This is a genomic window from Caulobacter sp. GW821-FHT10F06 (genome assembly GCF_058809215.1).
Window position 1 is genome coordinate 1 of record NZ_JBXASK010000011.1, and the last position, 16,819, is coordinate 16,819.

Annotated in this window: 14 protein-coding genes; 6 read left to right on the plus strand and 8 right to left on the minus strand. The window is 69.4% G+C overall.

What is annotated here, in order from left to right; all coding sequences use genetic code 11:
• Nucleotides 1-139 precede the first annotated feature (139 nt).
• From AC1RUS_RS20965 to AC1RUS_RS20980, 4 genes are all read left to right on the plus strand, one after another.
• Nucleotides 140-502, plus strand: a complete 363-nt coding sequence (locus AC1RUS_RS20965; RefSeq protein ID WP_492918566.1) for a DUF4870 family protein — start codon at nucleotides 140-142, stop codon at nucleotides 500-502.
• Between the two features lie 3 nt (nucleotides 503-505).
• The gene (locus AC1RUS_RS20970) at nucleotides 506-907 is read left to right on the plus strand and encodes a DUF4870 family protein (protein WP_492918567.1); all 402 of its coding nucleotides are present in this window, start codon (nucleotides 506-508) and stop codon (nucleotides 905-907) included.
• Nucleotides 908-1,047: 140 nt separating this feature from the next.
• Complete coding sequence (locus tag AC1RUS_RS20975) at nucleotides 1,048-2,055, plus strand: tetratricopeptide repeat protein (RefSeq protein WP_492918568.1); 1,008 nt, start codon at nucleotides 1,048-1,050, stop codon at nucleotides 2,053-2,055.
• Nucleotides 2,056-2,176: 121 nt separating this feature from the next.
• The gene (locus tag AC1RUS_RS20980) at nucleotides 2,177-4,045 is read left to right on the plus strand and encodes an AMP-binding protein (RefSeq protein WP_492918569.1); all 1,869 of its coding nucleotides are present in this window, start codon (nucleotides 2,177-2,179) and stop codon (nucleotides 4,043-4,045) included.
• Nucleotides 4,046-4,227: 182 nt separating this feature from the next.
• On the opposite strand, the gene AC1RUS_RS20985 is transcribed toward AC1RUS_RS20980, so the two are convergent.
• Together AC1RUS_RS20985 and AC1RUS_RS20990 are read right to left on the minus strand one after the other, a co-directional pair.
• Nucleotides 4,228-6,672 carry a M20/M25/M40 family metallo-hydrolase gene (locus AC1RUS_RS20985; RefSeq protein ID WP_492918570.1) on the minus strand — a complete coding sequence of 815 codons (2,445 nt, stop codon included), beginning with the start codon at nucleotides 6,670-6,672 and terminating at the stop codon, nucleotides 4,228-4,230.
• Between the two features lie 151 nt (nucleotides 6,673-6,823).
• Nucleotides 6,824-9,340, minus strand: a complete 2,517-nt coding sequence (locus AC1RUS_RS20990; protein WP_492918571.1) for a TonB-dependent receptor — start codon at nucleotides 9,338-9,340, stop codon at nucleotides 6,824-6,826.
• A gap of 256 nt (nucleotides 9,341-9,596) precedes the next feature.
• Between AC1RUS_RS20990 and AC1RUS_RS20995 the strand changes: the two genes are divergently transcribed.
• Together AC1RUS_RS20995 and AC1RUS_RS21000 are read left to right on the plus strand one after the other, a co-directional pair.
• Nucleotides 9,597-11,042: a protein adenylyltransferase SelO gene (locus AC1RUS_RS20995; protein WP_492918572.1), complete on the plus strand. Its 1,446-nt coding sequence runs from the start codon at nucleotides 9,597-9,599 to the stop codon at nucleotides 11,040-11,042.
• A gap of 90 nt (nucleotides 11,043-11,132) precedes the next feature.
• Complete coding sequence (locus tag AC1RUS_RS21000; protein ID WP_492918573.1) at nucleotides 11,133-11,279, plus strand: hypothetical protein; 147 nt, start codon at nucleotides 11,133-11,135, stop codon at nucleotides 11,277-11,279.
• Nucleotides 11,280-11,328: 49 nt separating this feature from the next.
• Here AC1RUS_RS21000 and AC1RUS_RS21005 read toward each other — a convergent pair whose 3' ends face one another.
• The 6 genes from AC1RUS_RS21005 to AC1RUS_RS21030 form a co-directional block, all read right to left on the minus strand.
• Nucleotides 11,329-11,955, minus strand: a complete 627-nt coding sequence (locus AC1RUS_RS21005; RefSeq protein ID WP_492918574.1) for a glutathione S-transferase family protein — start codon at nucleotides 11,953-11,955, stop codon at nucleotides 11,329-11,331.
• 63 nt (nucleotides 11,956-12,018) lie between these two features.
• Entirely contained in the window at nucleotides 12,019-12,747 is a 729-nt protein-coding gene (locus AC1RUS_RS21010) for an SDR family oxidoreductase (protein ID WP_492918575.1), read from the minus strand.
• An 11-nt stretch (nucleotides 12,748-12,758) separates the two neighbouring features.
• On the minus strand, nucleotides 12,759-13,958 hold the full coding sequence (locus AC1RUS_RS21015) for a UxaA family hydrolase (protein WP_492918576.1): 1,200 nt from the start codon (nucleotides 13,956-13,958) through the stop codon (nucleotides 12,759-12,761).
• Between the two features lie 2 nt (nucleotides 13,959-13,960).
• Entirely contained in the window at nucleotides 13,961-14,257 is a 297-nt protein-coding gene (locus tag AC1RUS_RS21020) for a UxaA family hydrolase (protein WP_492918577.1), read from the minus strand.
• Nucleotides 14,254-15,285, minus strand: coding sequence for an aldo/keto reductase (locus tag AC1RUS_RS21025; protein ID WP_492918578.1), 1,032 nt, complete (start codon nucleotides 15,283-15,285; stop codon nucleotides 14,254-14,256). The genes AC1RUS_RS21020 and AC1RUS_RS21025 overlap by 4 nt, the downstream gene beginning before the upstream one ends.
• 96 nt (nucleotides 15,286-15,381) lie before the next feature.
• Entirely contained in the window at nucleotides 15,382-16,800 is a 1,419-nt protein-coding gene (locus AC1RUS_RS21030) for a phospholipid carrier-dependent glycosyltransferase (protein ID WP_492918579.1), read from the minus strand.
• Between the last annotated feature and the right edge of the window lie 19 nt (nucleotides 16,801-16,819).

Consider the following 16,819-nt stretch of genomic DNA (forward strand, 5'->3'; position numbering starts at 1 on the left):
CCGGAGAGGACCCCCTCCGGCCCTCCGGGCCACCTCCCCCAGAGGGGGAGGATCTTCAGGTTACGCGACCTTCATTTGCATCGAGCCTCGATAACGACGATCCTTGGACAACATCGTTTTCCAAGGCTCAGCTTTCCTCGTGACCGACCTCGACACCTCCGTTCCTCCCGCCCTGCAGGACGACAAGACCCTGCCGGTCGTCGTCTATGTGCTGCACCTGGCGGGCCTGGTGACCGGCGTCACGTCGGTGATCGCCGTCGTGCTGGCCTATGTCAGCCGCAAGGGCGCGCCCGAGTGGCTGCAGAGCCATTACGCGTTCCAGATCCGCACCTTCTGGCTGGCCCTGCTGTTCGCGATCGTCGCCGGCGTGCTGACGGTGGTCGGCATCGGCTTCGTGATCCTGGCGGCGACCGGCGTGTGGATCGCCGTGCGCTGCATCGTCGGCCTGTCGCTTCTCCTGAAGGGCCAGGCCTATCCCACCCCCAAGAACTGGATGCTCTGACCCATGACCGACGCCACCGCTCCCGTCGCCCGCGCCGAAGAGGACAAGGTCCTGCCGGCCGTGGTCTACGGCCTCTACCTGCTGGGCTGCATGAACGGCCTGACCATCCTGGTCGGGCTTCTGGTCGCCTACGCCAACCGCGCCACGGCCGGGCCGATCAACGAGAGCCACTACACCTTCGCCATCCGCAGCTTCTGGCTGTCGATCGGCTGGTTCCTGATCGGCCTGACGCTGTTCATCCTGGGCCTGCCGCTGTCGCTGCTGCTGGTCGGCATCCCCGTGGTGGCCGCCGGCGCCCTGATCATGGGCGCCATCGGCCTGTGGTTCATCGCGCGCTGCTGCGTCGGAATCTATTATCTGGCCAGGGGTGAAGCGCATCCTCGCCCGCGTAGCTGGTTGATTTAGAGGCGCCTTGGGCGCCCGGCGCCCGTAGGAGCGTCGTCTTTCCGCACCCACTTCCCCCACCAGTTGAGACGTCTCGACGGCGGGGGCGGGGTCGGTTTGACCTGTCGCTCCTGGCGAATGGACGTCTTGGAGGGGGCGACATGCTGGCTCGCATCGTAGGGATCATCTTGGGGCTGATCCTGGCGACGTCGGGATACGTGGTCGCGGGTTGGGGCAAGCTGGGGAGCTGGGCCGCCAATCTCGACCTGGGACCGTTCGAGCCGCATAGACCATTCGCGGGCGGGGCGGCGGCGATACTCGGGGGAGTACTGCTCGTCGCCGCCCTGACGCCGCGACCCAAGCCCAAGCGGCGCAAGACGCCCTCCACGGCCCTGGGCTTCGAATTCGACCCGGCCGCCCTGGCGCCGGTCTCGGCCGAGGCCGACGCGCGCCCGCCGATCGCCCAACCCGCGATGGTTCAGCCCGCCGTCGTCCAGCCCAGCGCGCCGCCGCCCATGGCCACGCCGGTGCTCGAGGTCCGCGCCGCGCCGTCCGCGCCGGGGGCTCCGACGCCCGAAACCTTCGCTCAACTGCGCGAGCGCATGGTCTCGCTCAGCCGCGCCGAATCCTGGGCCGACGCCGCCCGGGCCCTGATGGCCATGAAGGCCGCCGCCCGCGGCGATCGCGAGCAGGCCATCGCCCATCGCGACCTGGGCGACTTCGCGCGCGGCCAGGGCCAGATGGACGACGCCGCCGAGGCCTATGAGACCGCCGTCTCCTACGCCCGCGACGCCCTGCGCGCGTCGCCCGGCGATCCGGCCGTCCTGGAAATGCTGGCCGGGACTCTGGCCGGAGTCGGCGACGTGGCCGAGACGGAAGGGCGCCTGGACGACGCCTTGTCGGCTTTCGAGGAATCCCTCGCCCTGCGCCGCTCCAGCGGCGGCCGCGAGGCCCAGGATCCCAACGCCCAGCGCGCGCTGTCGGTGTCGCTGGAGCGCCTGGCCGACCTGCGCGAGGATCGCGGCCACCGCATGCGGGCGCTGGACCTCTATCGCGAAAGCTACGACGTCGCCGCGCGTCTGGCCGCCGCCGACCCGGCCCGCTTCGGCCCCGACCTGGCCCTGACCCGCCAGCGCCTGGCCGAGCTGGAAGCCAAGGTCGGCGTCTAGAGGCGCAGCTAGCCTCGAAGGCCGCACGGCCGCCCCTCCCCAAGCGTCAACCTTGCCGGACGCCGGCTTTCCGTTAACGTCGCTCCCTAACAGAACAACGATAATCTGAGGGAGTGAGACCATGCCGCCAGCCGATGGCGCGTCGCCGCCGCGCGACGCCTCTACCGCACCCTTCAAGCCGTTGCCGATGAAGGGCCCCGACGTCAGCGTCGAGCGACGACCCGACGGCAGCGTGATCATCACCTCCAACCACGCGCCCGGCCAGGGCCCCCGCTCGATCGCCCACCTGCTGGCCCAGAAGGCCGGCGAGCATGGCGACCGGCCTTACATCAAGCAGCGCGAGCCCGGCCATGGCCCTTGGCGCGGCGTCACCTACGGCGAGGCGCTGCGGGCGGTCGAGGGCATCGCCCAGTGGCTGCTGGACCAGGGCCTGACCGCCGACGACAGCGTGATGATCCTGTCGGGCAACTCAATCGAGCACGCCCTGATGACCTTGGGCGCCTATACCGCCGGCGTCCCGGCCGCGCCCATCAGCCCGGCCTACAGCCTGATCTCGACCGACCACGCCAAGCTCAAGCACTGTTTCGACAAGGTCGCGCCGCGCGTGGTCTTCGCCCAGAGCGGAGCGCTGTTCGACAAGGCGCTGGCGACGCTGAAGGCGGTGGATCCGACGATCCAGGTGATCACCGCCGACGGGACGGGCGAGGGCGCGATCGCCTTCGCCGACGTAGCGGGGACGGTTCCCACGGCGGCCGTGACCGCCTCCCGCGAAATGGTGGGACCGGCCACCGTGGCCAAGTATCTGTTCACCTCCGGCTCGACCGGCATGCCCAAGGCCGTGCCCCAGACCCACGGCATGATGGCGGGCGTGATCGCCGGCCAGGACGGCATCAAGCTGGACGAGCCCGAGACCGGCGAGGTTCCCCAAAGCCTGGAATGGATGCCCTGGAGCCATATCTCGGCGGGCAACATCAGCTTCAACGGCGTGCTGTGGGCCGGCGGCACCCTGCACATCGACGAGGGCAAGCCGCTGCCCGGCATGTTCGAGACCACGATCAAGAACCTGTACGAGGTCTCGCCCGTCGTGTTCGGCTCGGCCCCGATCGCGTTTTCGATGCTGGCGGAGGCCATGGAGAACGATCCGGTGCTGCGGGCGTCGTTCTTCAAGAACCTGCGCTACATGGGCTATGGCGGCGCGACGTTGTCCAACGACGTCTACACCCGCATGCAGGCCCTGGCCGTGGCCGAGACCGGCCAGCGCATCCCGCTGACCACGATGTACGGCGCGACCGAAACCCAGGGCATCACCGTCACCCACTGGATCACAGAGCGGGTCGGGCTGGTCGGCCTGCCCCTGCCGGGCATCCAGCTGAAGCTGGCCCCCAGCGGGTCCAAGTTCGAGGTGCGGGTCAAGGGCCCGACGGTCGCCAGCGGCTACCACAAGGATCCCGAGAAGACCGCGGCGGCTTTCGACGAGGACGGCTTCTATCGCCTGGGCGACGCGGCGCGGTTCGTCGATCCGGAAGACCCGGCCAAGGGCCTGGTGTTCGACGGCCGGGTGACCGAGGACTTCAAGCTCGACAGCGGCACCTGGGTCAGCGTCGGCGTGCTGCGGCCCGACCTGGTGGCCGCCTGCACCCCCTATATCCAGGACGCGGTGATCTGCGGCCAGGACAAGCCGTTCATCGGCGCCCTGTTCTGGCCCTCGCCGGTCGGGCTGATGGCCCTGGTCGCCGACGAAGGGCCGGGCACGCCGCTGGAGAAGCTGACGGCGTTCCTGAAGGACCGGCTGGCGGCGTTCAACGCCACGGCCGGCGGCTCGTCGCGCCGGGTGGGCCGGTTCACGGTCATGACCGAGCCCCCCTCGATCGACGCCGGCGAGATCACCGACAAGGGCTACGTCAACCAGCGGGCCACGCTGGAGCGACGGGCGGCGTTGGTCGAGGCGTTGTACGCGAAGGAGCCGGGCGACGGCGTTGTGACGGTCTAGGCGAGAACTCGTAGCCCACTTTAAGTTCCGTCATTCCCGCCCTTGTGGCGGGAACCCCTGGTTCAGCTGACACGTGAAGCGCAGGCGGCGTGCCTGGCACGCCGCCCCTCCCGCACCTGCGGCGGATAGAGGGGTTCCCGCCACAAGGGCGGAAATGACGGCGGAAAAAGGAAGAGAGGGGGCTAGTTGCTCGCCTCTCGCTCCCCCGCCGCCCAGCTCAGTCCCGCGCGGACGATCACCGCAGTCTTGTCCGACATGCCGGTGGCCATCAGTTCGGCGGGTTTGGAGGACGGAGGCAGGGCCTCGACCGGCCAGCCGTCGCGATATTCCATCACCGCCGCGTCGAGCTTGCCGGGGGCACCGGCGGTGAAGCTGAGGGTCACGCCGTTCGGATCGGGGGCGTGATAGGTCAGGGTCGACCAGGCGCCCGGCTTGGCGGTCAGGGTGATCGGCCGACCGTTCAGGCGCGGATCGCTGAGCGCGGTGCTGGCCTTGACCTTCAGGGTCAGGAGCTCGGCGCCGGGACCGGGAATGACGCGCACCAGCAGGCGATCGCCCGACCGCTCGACGGTCAGGACCGGCGGCGTGATCGGCACCGGACGGGTCTCGGACGCCCAGATCGGTTCGCGGGTGAAGGGCGCGAAGGCCCGCTTCTTCGGGTCCAGCCCGCCGTCGGCGATCAGCACGGCGCGCGACCAGCTGTCGAGGTCGGGCAGGCTTGAGACCCGCCAGGCCTTGCCGCTGGCCGCGTCGGCCACGTGGTGAGCCTCGGTCAGGTTGGGGCGCTCGGCCGAGGCGTTGGGCGCGGCGGCGGCGATGGTCAGGCCCAGGCCGACGACCACCAGGGCCAGGGCGCCGCGCCAGCCCCAGGGCGACTCGGCGAAGTCGAAGGTGATCGGCACCAGGCAGGGCGTGGCCAGCAGCACGAAGATCGCCAGCACGGCCGGCTCCATCAGGCCGACGCCGGCGAAGGTCCAGGCGCCCCAGGCGGTCAGCTGGGCGATGCTCAGCACGGCCAGCAGGCCCATGACCAGGGTCACGGCCAGGGCGACGCGGCGATCGCGGGTGCCGCCCATGCCGATGGCGAGGCTGGCGCCCAGGGCCGCGACCAGCAGCGGCCAGGTCAGCATCACCGTCGCGCCGGGCGCCAGGACCTGCGCGACCAGGGCCAGCAGCAGCAGGGTCTTCAGACCGCCGATCCACACGCCCAGCACGCCGACCCGCGCGCCCAGCGCCGCCCAGGTCATCGCCGCCACCGCGACGCCGAGGCCCAGGCCGATCGGATCGAAGCCGCCGACCAGGCTGCAGGCCACGCCCAGGATCAGCGCGACCAGGCTGGGCCACAACCGCCGCGCGCCCCGCGCCTGGGCGGTGACCACCAAGAGGCCTGTCGCCACGCCCAATGCGCCCGCGCCCCACAGCAGCAGGTTGAAGCGGCCCAGCAGGTCGTACAGCCGCTGGCTGTCGCCGACGTTCAGCAGCCGGCCGGCCAGGTGCAGCACCAGGGCCGTGGCCAGGGTCAGCAGCAAAGCGCCGGCGAAGCCTCGGGCGATGTCCAACACCCGGGTCATGCCGCCGGCCAGGGCGCGCAAGGTGACGAAGCCCACCATCACGGCGGCCAGGACCAGCAGCGCCCAGCCGATGGCGGTCGAATAGCTGACCAAGGTCAGGCCCAGGATGTCGGAATAGATGACGTTGGGGCTCTTGCCCGGCAGGGTCGGGGCGCTGGCCAGGGCGCGGGCGGTCGGCAGGACCTGGTCGCCGATGTGCTGCAGGCTGCCCTGGTCCAGGCGGTCGGGCGTCGACAGCGGCGTGTGATAGGCCAGCTGGTTGTCGATGATCGCGAAGTTCAGCCCCGGCAGGCCCTTCTTCACCGCGTGGGTGAAGTCGGTGTCGTTGGGCATCTTCTCATAGACGGTCGAGGCCAGGGAGTTGGCCGACGGGCGCTTGGCCGAGCGGGCCATCAGGGTCATCAGCTGGCCGTTGTCGGGACCGGTCTGGAACATCGCCGCGCGGCCGGCGTCGCCCCGCGCCTCCATGTTCAGCACCACGCCCACATGGGCCAGCATCGGGTCGCGGGCGAAGAAGGCGTCGGCGCCCAGCAGGCCGGCTTCCTCGCCGTCGGTGAACAGGAAGATCACGTCGCGGGCCGGCTGAGGCCCCGCCTTCAGGGCGCGGGCGATCTCGAGCGCCGCCGCCGCGCCCAGGGCGTCGTCGGCGGCGCCGGGCGAGTTGTGGACCGAGTCGTAGTGGCTCATCACCAGCACGGCTGGCAGCTGGCGGTCTCGGCCCGGCAGGACGCCGACCACGTTCTGCACCGCCGCCACGCCCAGCGCGCGGCCGTCCTTGGAATAGGAGACGAAGCCCTCGCCGGGCCGCACCGAGACCTCCAGGCCCAGCTCGCCGATGCGGGCCAGCAGGTGGTCGCGGACCCGGGCGATGTCGGCCGAGCCGATCGGGTGGGGACGTTGGGCGATGGCGCGGACGTCGACCATGGCCCGGGCGGCCGAGAAGGCGTCGGCCGGCGCACCGGCGGCGACGGGCGCCGGGGTCTCCTGCGTCCAGGCGCCCAGACCCAGGCCGATCGCCAGGCAGATCCAGAAGCCCAGAATGCGGATCGTCTTCATGGCGGCCTCTTGTCGCGAATCCCCCATGGCAGGGTGCGTTGCTTGGCGCGCGATCGAAAGGCCGAAAACAAAAAGGGCGACCCGGTTTCCCGGATCGCCCCCCTCATCCGAAAGCCGGGAGCGGTCGAGCCGCTCCCAGATCCCCTCCCGGTTAGAACTTGCTCCGCAGGGTCACGCCGTAGGTGCGCGGCGCGCCGAGGAAGGCGTCGTAGGTGATCGTGTCGTTGGCCGGCACATAGGTGGTGCTGGTGGCGCTGAGACCCGACGAGCCTTGCAGGAAGCCGTTGAAGCCGACCTGCGTGTACTTTTCGTTCAGCAGGTTCTGGCTCCACAGTTCGACGGTCCACTTGTCGTCGGACGAGCCGACGCCGACGCGGGCGTTCACGACGGTGTAGGCGTCCTGCATCTTCGGCGGGAACAGGTCGGAACCGGTGTTGTATTCCGACGAGTACTTGGCGCCGACATTGAAGCGGGCCTTCAGGTTGTCGCCGACCGGGTGCTCATAGGTGAGCGAGCCGGACAGCGAGTACTTGGGAGCCAGCGACAAGGTCTGGCCCGGCAGCAGGGCCAGGGCGTTGGTCGGATCGTTGGGGATCTTCTGATCGCCGTACTGAGTCTTGGCGTAGGTGAAGCCGCTCTGCACGGTCAGGCCGCGCACCGGGGTGAACCACAGGAAGTCGGCGTCGACGCCCTGCGAGGTCACTTCGGGGATCGAGCGCACCGCGAACGAGGTGCCCAGGAAGGTGTTCAGCTGGAAGTCGGTGAACTTCTGATAGAAGATCGAGGCGTTCAGCAGGACGGTGCGGTTGAACAGGGTGTTCTTCACGCCGACTTCGTAGCTGTCGACGAACTCGCCCTCGAACGAGGTGTCGTAGATCGGCAGCACGCCCTGGCCGCCGCTCTGCAGGCCGTTCGACGACTGGGTGCGATCGAGGTTATAGCCGCCGCCCTTGTAGCCGCGAGCATACGAAGCATAGCTGAACACTTCGGGCGAGAAGCGGTAGGCCGCCTTGATCGTGCCCGACCATTCCTTGTCCTCGCGCGACTGGTTGGTGCCGCGGTTGTTGAACAGCGGGTTGGCCCAGGGCAGGCAGAGGTTGCCGACGACGGTCGGGGTGGCCGCCGCGCCGACGATGCCGGCGATGCGGGCCTGACCGGCGGCCGACAGGGCGATGCCGCAGCCGACGCCGCCATCGGTGATGGTCTGGTAGGTGTCCAGTTCCTTCTTGTCGATGCTGTAGCGCAGACCGGCGGTGATGCTGAAGGCGTCGGTGAACTGGAAGGTGTTGTTGGTGAACAGCGCGACGGTCTTGGCGCGCTGGTTGTAGCTGTCACGCAGGCCTTGGCCGGGCGTGAAGGTGGTGTTCGGCGCGCGGCCGGTCAGCAGCGAGATGAAGTTGGCGATGCCGGCCGGGTTGGCGGCCGAGCGCGACAACAGGCGGCCCAGATACTGCTCGTAGTCGTTGCCGTAGAGGAAGTTGGCCTTGGTATCGAGCTTCTCGTCGGCCAGGAACGTGCCGACCAGCCAGTCCAGCTTGCCGGTCTTGCCGGCCAGGCGCAGTTCCTGGGTGTAGGTGGTGAACTCGCTGTAGTTGGTGCCGTCCTTATTGCGATAGGCCAGGTCGGCGGTGGTGAAGTCGCTGTCCTGACCGTTGTCGGTGCGCCAGTTGCGGATGGCGGTGATCGAGGTCAGCGTGCCGATCGGCAGGTCGATATTGCCTTCCAGCGAGACGCCCTTGTCCTCGATCGACGACGGCGCGCCGCGGTTCGAATAGGCGACGCGGGCATAGGGATCGGCGGTGGCGGCCAGGGCTGTGCCGCCGGCCAGGGCGTTCAGGATCGGCGCGGTCGGGCCGGTGCGGATCTGCACGGCGCCGCAGCAGTTCTCGTCGCGCTTGGTGTAGTCGCCGATCAGCTTGAAGGTGGCCTTGTCGTCCGGCACGAACAGCAGCTGGCCGCGGATCGTGTAGAAGCCCTGGTCCTGGTCCTGGTCGCGATCGGTCGGACCCTTGCCGTTGACCACGTCGTTGTAGCCGTCGCGCTCGCGGGCGGCGACATACAGGCGGCCGGCCAGGGTCTCGCTGCCGAACAGCGGGCCGGTGACCGAAGCCGCGACGCCGTGGGCGTTGTAGTTGCCGATGGTCGCTTCGGCCGTCGCGCCGAAGCCGAATTCCGGCTCCTTGGTCACGACGTTGATGACGCCGGCCGAGGTGTTCTTGCCGAACAGGGTGCCTTGCGGGCCCTTCAGCACTTCGATGCGTTCCATTTCGCCGAGATCGCCGAACGAGACGCCGTTGCGAGGACGATAGACGCCGTCGATCACGACGCCGACCGAGCTTTCCAGGCCGGGGTTGTCGCCGACCGTGCCGACGCCGCGGACGCGGGCGGTGGTCGAGGCTTCCGACGTGGTCGAGGTGACGGTCAGGCCGGGAGTGAGGATCGTCAGATCCTTGATGTCCTTGACGCCCGTGTCTTGCAGCAGCTTGGCGCCGACGGCGGTCACGACGACCGGAACGTCCTGCAGGTTCTGCTCCCGCTTCTGGGCGGTGACGACGATGCTGTCGACGGTAAGGGTTTCAGCTTCTTGGGCCTGCGCGACGCTCGCGACGGACAGACCAGCGAGCACAACGGCGGACGCCGTGCCGCAAAGCACCTGGGTAAAGCGCATTTCCTACCTCGGTTGTTATGACGCGGACGCTTGCAACGCCCACGGGGATTTTTCATTGGCCCAGCCGAACGATTGTTCGAATGGACTAGCAACGGTTACGGACCGCCAGCGATAAGGGCAAGTGAAAACCCTTATGGGTAAAAGGATCGAAAAGGCCTGTTGCGGAGATGCGACAGCGTTCTCCGAGCATTCCCGAGGCTGGAAGCGATGGATTGGACGCTTGTCAGAGCGGCCCGGCGGCCTCATCTGCGAGGGCATGACCCTCTCGACCGCCTATCGCCCCGACCCGAAGTTCATGCTGCTGGGGCGCGATTTCGCCGATCCGGTCGATCCCGCCGACTTCCCGATGACCCGCCTACGCTACCGAAACGACCGCGCTGCGGCGACCGTCGGGCTGGACGGACTGTCGGACGCCGCGTGGATCGCAGCGTTCGGACGGTTCGAGCCCCTGCCGGACAACCAGCCCCAGCCGCTGGCCATGCGCTATCACGGCCACCAGTTCCGCAGCTACAACCCCGACCTGGGCGACGGACGCGGCTTCCTGTTCGCCCAACTGCGCGAGGCGGGGACCGACCGGCTGCTGGACCTGGCGACCAAGGGCTCGGGCCAGACGCCGTGGTCGCGGCAGGGCGACGGCCGGCTGACCCTGAAGGGCGGCATGCGCGAGATTCTGGCCGCCAGCCTGTTGGAAGCCCTGGGCGTGCCGACCTCGCGGGCCTTCTCGCTGGTCGAGACAGGCGAGGAACTGCAGCGCGGCGACGAGCCCAGCCCTACGCGCTCGGCGGTGCTGACCCGGCTGTCGCACAGCCACATCCGCTTCGGGACCTTCCAGCGCCAGGCCTATTTCGAGCGGCCGGACCTGATCACCGTGCTCGTCGACCACGCGGTCGAGACCTATTATCCGCACCTGGCCGACGCGCCCGACCGTCCCGCCGCCCTGATGAACGCGGTGGTCCAGGCCAGCGCCAGGCTCCTGGCCGGCTGGATGTCGGCGGGCTTCGTCCACGGCGTGCTCAACACCGACAACATGGTCGTGACCGGCGAGAGCTTCGACTACGGCCCCTGGCGGTTCCTGCCGCGCAACGATCCCAACTTCACGGCCGCCTATTTCGATCATTCGGGGCTCTACAGCTTTGGCCGTCAGCCCGAGGCGGTGTTCTGGAACCTGCAGCAGCTAGCCGCCTGCCTGACCCTGGTCACCGACCAAGCCGGCCTGCTGGCGGCGCTGAACGGCTTCTCGGACGCCTATCGCGACGCCCTGCGCGCGGCGATGCTGCGGCGGCTGGCGCTGAAGCCGCGCGGCCCCGAGGCCGACATCGAACTGGTCAATTCCGCCTTCAAGGCCCTGGCCTCGGGCGGGGAGGCGCTGCGCTGGGAGCCGTTCTTCTTCGACTGGTTCGGCGGCCGGGCCTCGGAGGCCCGGGCCATGGCCGGTCCCCGCGCCGCGCTTTATCGCGAGGAAGCCTTCGTCGACTTCCGCCGTCATCTGGCTGACGTCGAATCAGAGCAGCCTGAACGTCTCGAGCATCCGGTCTTCGCGCGTGACGAACCCGAAGAGCTGCTGATCGAGGAGGTCGAGGCCCTGTGGGCGCCGATCGCGGCCGAAGACGATTGGTCGCCGCTTTACGCCAAGCTCGAGCGCATCGAGGCGGCGCGTGTGGCTTATGGGTTCGGGTGCGCGAAAAAAAACGACGAGGACTGAACTTTTCCGTTCGGGCCCGGAACAAATGTCAAGCTTCCGTCTTAGTCCGGATGCACAATGCCGACGTCGAAGGCCTTGCGGAGAGACCCCATGCGCTTCTTCCAACCGATCACTTTGCTCTTCCAGCCGGTGATGCTGGTCGCCGCCGTCGCCATGTCGTTCGTCGGGGCCCTGGGGATTCCCGGTTGCGCCCGCGCGATCAGCGAGTGCCTGAACGAGCGCCGCGAACTGGCCTGAGCCGGATCGGCGCCCGGTCTGCCTGTCTCGCCTCTTGAAGAGGCGGGGCTTAGGCGTTCACCCCTTCATGCGACCGCTCGAAGGCGCGCTTGTAGGCGTCGCGGTTCGTAGTACGCGCGATGTAGGCCTGTTCGACGTCGCCGAGGCTGATCCCGCAGGTCCGTTGGCCCAGAGTCAGGGCGTAGGTCACTGAGATGTCGGCGGCCGTGAACGCCTCGCCGGCGAGGTAGGGCGAGCTGGCGAGCCGCTGGCTGACCAGCTTCAACCGCTTCTGGAACGACTTCAGACACCAGCCCGCGGCCCAGTTCTCGCGCTCGGTCTCGGGCGCGATGAAGCGGCTGACGATGACCGGCATCATCAGGGTCGCCAGGCCGGCTTCGCCCAGGTGCAGAAACTGCTGATAGGCGGGGAAGGTCGGATCCTGCGGCGCGGGCGCCAGCGGCGTCGGCCCGTAGCGGGCCATCAGGTACTCCATGATGGCGATCGACTCGACCATGACGACGTCGCCGTCCTGGATCGCCGGGATGTAGTTAGCGGGATTGATCGCCAGGAACGCGGGGTCCTGCTCGGCGGCCAGCATGTCCACCTGCCGCACCTGGTAGGGCAGGCCCATCTCCTCCAGCACCCAGACGACCCGCATCGATCGCGAGGTCTGTCCGCCCCAAACGGTGATCATGCGTTGGCCCTTTCTCTGTGTGGTTAGGGGAGCCTAGCGGACCTCATGTGACTTCGGCAGCACCTAGTTGATCCAGCCGCCGTCGATGATGTGGATCTGGCCGGTGGTGAAGGCCGACTCGTCGCTGGCCAGGTACAGGGCCAGCTGGGCCAGCTCCTCGGGCTGGCCCAGGCGGCCCATCGGCTGCCTTGCCGTGAAGGCCTTGCGGGCGGCGTCGTAGTCGCCGGTGTCAGCCAGGCGCTGGTTCAGCGACGGGGTGTCGACCGTGCCCGGACAGATGGCGTTGCAGCGCACCCCCTGGGCGACGAAGTCAGCGGCGACTGCCTTGGTCAGGCCGATGACGGCCGCCTTGGTGGCGCCGTAGGCGAAGCGGCCGGGCACGCCCTTGATCGAGCTGGCGACGGACGACATGTTGACGATCGAGCCCCGGCCCGCCGCCAGCATGGCCGGCAGGAAGGCGCGGATCATCCGGTACTGGGCGGTGACATTCAGGTCGTTGGCGAAGGCCCACTCGCGCTCGTCGCAGTCGAGGATGGTGCCCGAGTGGACCACCCCGGCGCAGTTGAACAGCACGTCGATCGCGCCCAGCTCCGTCGCCAGGGCCGTGATCGCCTCGGGGTCCAGCACGTCCAGCCGACGGGCCTCGCAGCCCTCGACCTTCGCCAGCAGATCGGCGTTGATGTCGGTGGCGATCACCCGCGCGCCTTCGCGGGCGAAGAGCTCGGCGCTGGCCTTGCCGATGCCTTGGGCGGCGGCCGTCACCAGGGCGGTCTTGCCTGACAATCTTCCCATCGACGCGCCCCTTAGCTGGCCCGCCGCAGCGGCAGGCAGGCCGGACCGATCGGGTCGAAGGCCTTGTAGGTGAGGATGAATTCCTGGTGGCCCAGGGCTTCGGACACCGTCCGCTGGCCGCCCGCCACGGCCAGGACCAGGTCGTGGATCTCGTCGCCGACCTCGGCCAGCGTGCCCCGGCCCTCCATGATCCGCCCGGCGTCGACGTCCATGTCGCCGGAGAGCTTGCGATAGGTCTCGGGATTGGCGCACACCTTGATGACTGGCGAGATGGCCGAGCCGACCACCGAGCCTCGGCCAGTGGTGAACAGGATCAGGTGCGCCCCGCAGGCGATCAGCTCGACGATCTCGGCGTTGTCGGAGATGTTGGGAAAGCCGAAGCGCGGCTCGCCGTCGGGCACCACGTCCAGCAGGTAGAGGCCGCCGGTGGGCGGCTGGTCGCCGGGCTTGAGGATCCCGACGATCGGGGCCGAGCCCGACTTGGAATAGGCCCCCATCGACTTTTCTTCCTGGGTCGTCAGCCCGCCCTCGGCGTTGCCGGGCGCGAAGCTGCCGTAGCCCATGATGGTGTAATAGGCCTCGGCCTTGCGGACGCTGGCTTCCAGCTCGCGGCCCAGCTCCGGCGTGATCGCCCGGTCGGCCATGATGGTCTCGCAGCCGACCAGCTCGCCGGTCTCCTCGAAGACACAGGCCGCGCCCGCCGCGCCCAGGCGGTCGAAGGCCCGGCCGACGGCGGGATTGGCGGTGATGCCGCTGGTGCCGTCCGAGCCGCCGCAGATGGTGCCGATGACGAGTTCGGAAACGTCCATCGGCACCATCGGCGTCTGGTCGGCGATCGCCTTCAGCCGGGCGACGGCCTCCAAGCCCTTCTGGATGGTCGAGGCGGTGCCGCCGCTTTCCTGGATCACCAGCGTCTCGACCGGCCGGCCGCTGGCCTCGACGGCGGCGCGCAGGGCTTCGCGGTTGAAGCTCTCGCAGCCCAGCGAGATCAGCAACACCCCGCCGACATTGGGGTGGGTCCCGATCGCCTGCATCACCTTCAGGGCGTAGGCGTTGGGATAGCAGCCGGGGAAGCCGATCAGCTGGACGTCGGGGTCGTCGCTCCTGGCCACGATGGCGCGGGCCACGTGGTGGGCGCACTCCACCAGATAGGCCACGGCGACCACGTTGCGGACGCCCTTGCGGCCGTCGGCGCGAAGATGGCCGCGCATGGTCAGGGCTCGTCCGCGCCCACGGCCCGCCGAGTGTGGCTGGCGATGTAGTCGCTCTTCATGTTGTGCAGGTGGACGTGCTCGCCGATCGTCGCCGGGGCGGTCATCGAGCCGATCGGCGCGCCGTATTTCAGCACCCGTTCGCCGGCCGCCAGGGCGCGGCGGGCCAGCTTGTGGCCGACCTCGACATCGGCCAAGGCGGTCACGGCCGCGCCGTCGATGGTCAGAGGCTGGCCCGCCCGGACCGAGGCCGACAGCACCAGCACATTGTCGTCGGGATGCAGCAGGATCAGGCTCATGCCGCGATCCTGGCGCTCGGCGTCGGCGCGTCGGGATGCAGCAGACCCTGGGACCGCAGGTCGTCCCACAGGGCGTCGGGGATGTCGGTGGCCAGCCAGGCGGCGGCTTGCCGCGCCTGGCCGGGGCTGTCCATGCCGGGGATGACGCTGGCCACCACCGGATGGGCGAGGGGGAAATGCAACGCCGCCGCCGCCAGCGGGACGCCATGGGCGGCGCAGACCGCCTCCAGCCGGCTGACCCGGGCGATGATCTCCGGCGGGGCAGGCTTGTAATTATAATGCGGTTGCCGGCCCGCGCCCTCGACCAGCACGCCGGAATTGAACGGCCCGCCGACGATGATCGACACGCCGCGCCGGGCGCACAGCGGCAGGAAGCCGTCCAGCGCCGTCTGCTCCAGCAGGGTGTAGCGGCCGGCCAGCAGGAAGAGGTCGAAGTCGCCCAGCGCCAGGGCCTCCTCGCAGACGGCCTGCTCGTTGACGCCCAGGCCGATAGCCCCGACCGCGCCGGCGTCCTTCAGCGCGCGCATGGCCCGGTAGCCGCCCTCGAAAAACTCCCGAAAGCGGGCGGGGTGGTCCTCGCCATGGGTGCGGACGCCCAGGTCGTGGGCCAGCAGGATGTCGATGCGGTCGCGGCCCAGGCGCGCGCGGCTGTCTTCCCACGAGCGCATCACCGCGTCGTAGCCATAGTCGAACACCGGCTCGAACGGGGCGGCGTCGACGAAGCCGTGGCGCTCGCCGGGCCCCGCGTCGGTGGGGACCAGCCGCCGGCCGACCTTGCTGGAGATCAAGACGTCGTCGCGTCCGGCCAGGGCCTGGCCCAGGCGGCTCTCGCCCAGGCCAAAGCCGTAGTGCGGGGCGGTGTCGAAATAGCGGACGCCCGCCTCATAGGCCGCGTCGACGGTCTGGCGGGCCTGGGCGTCGCTGATCGGGGCGTAGAGGTTGCCGATCGACGCGCCGCCGAACCCCAGGCGGGGAGGGGCGGGGATCGTCTTTCCGGCTGGCCCGATGCTGGCTGACGCCGCGCTCACTCTGTCCGCCCTAAATTCTTATATGTGAAAAAGCTATCCCTGATAAAATCTCGAAATCGGCCGCGCGTGTCAACCGGCGGGTGGTCGCAAGCGCGACTATCGGCAGGCGACGATCGTCTGGCCGAGGTTCCGCGCCGCGCAGGCCGCGTGGCTGAGCGGGCGATGATAGGTCAGGGGCGCCTCGAACGCGAAACTGGCCAGATGCAGCGCGGCGAGGACCGCCAGTCCGCGCCGCCAGATCCTCAGCTCCGGCCAGCGCTCGCGCGCCTCGGCGAAGGCCGCGGCCGCCAGCACGAAGCCCAGCAGCAGGCCCGGGAAGTAGTGATAGAGATACATCACCCGATGCTGGGCCAGGGCCACGTGCAAGGCCAGGAAGCCCGCATAGACGACCAGCAGCATCACGGTCAGGTCGCGACGGCGGGGATCGGTCCAGCTCCGGGTGAAGGCCAGGGCGGTCGCGGCGATCAGGCCCGTCAGGCTGACGGCCCAGCCTATACGGTTGCCGGCCAGCTGCAGGTAGCTTGTCGTGAGCCCGTCGGAGTCCCAGCGGTAGTTGATCGCGCCATGGTGCAAGGGCCAGCCCAGCGGGCTGGAGCCGTTGGCGTCGGCCTTGGCCATGCCGTCATAGTCGGCGGCGACATAGCGCCGGTAGTCGTTCGTCGCCGCCAGCACCACCTGCGGCGACAGGGGACGGCGGCCGGCCAGGTAGTCCGCATGGGCCGGCGAGACGAACGCCGCGTCGCGTTGGCCCGCCGGAGTCGACGGGTCGGGCGGATGGGTGCTGACCGCGACATGGACCGTCATCACCGCGACGGCGGCGAGCAGGAAGCCCACGGTCATCAGGAGGCCGTCGCGTCCGGCGCGCAGCCAGGCGGCGGGGCCTCCGCCGGCGCGCCACAGCCGGTGCGCGGTCAGCAGGACGGCCAGCGGAACCAGGAAGACGCCGTTCAGCCGGACCATGGCCGCCAGACCGCAGGCCAGGCCCAGGGCGAAGTCCCCGGGGCCGCTGGCCTTGCCTCGCGCGATTGCGCGCACGAACAGCAGCAGCGCCGCCAGCACGGAGGTCATCTGGAAGGCGTCCAGGTGGCCGGCCCGGACCTGAACGATGAAGGCGTTCTCGAAGATGTAGAGATTGGCCAGCAGCAGGGCAGCCAGGGTGCGGCCGGTCAGGGCCAGCATCAGCGCGAAGAACAGCACCGCGCCGACGACACCGAAGGTCGCCGAGGCCAGGCGGACGCGGAGATAGGCGTAGTCGGCCGGCACGTCCTCGCCGGCGACGGCCTTGGTCGCGGCCAGGTCGTGCGCGTCGACGCCGCGATGGTCGTCGCCCAGCGCCGCGCCGGCGGCGATCAGCATCAGGCCCAGCGGCGGGTGCGAGGCGAACTGCGCCGTGCGCTCCAGATAGCGCTGGGTCGAGGTGAGATAGTAGCTCTCGTCCCAGATCGGATGGGCCGGGGCGCCCAGGCCGATGAACAGGGTCAGGCTGGAGACGACCGCCACGAGGGCGGCCGCCAACAGGTTCTGTCGACGCGGC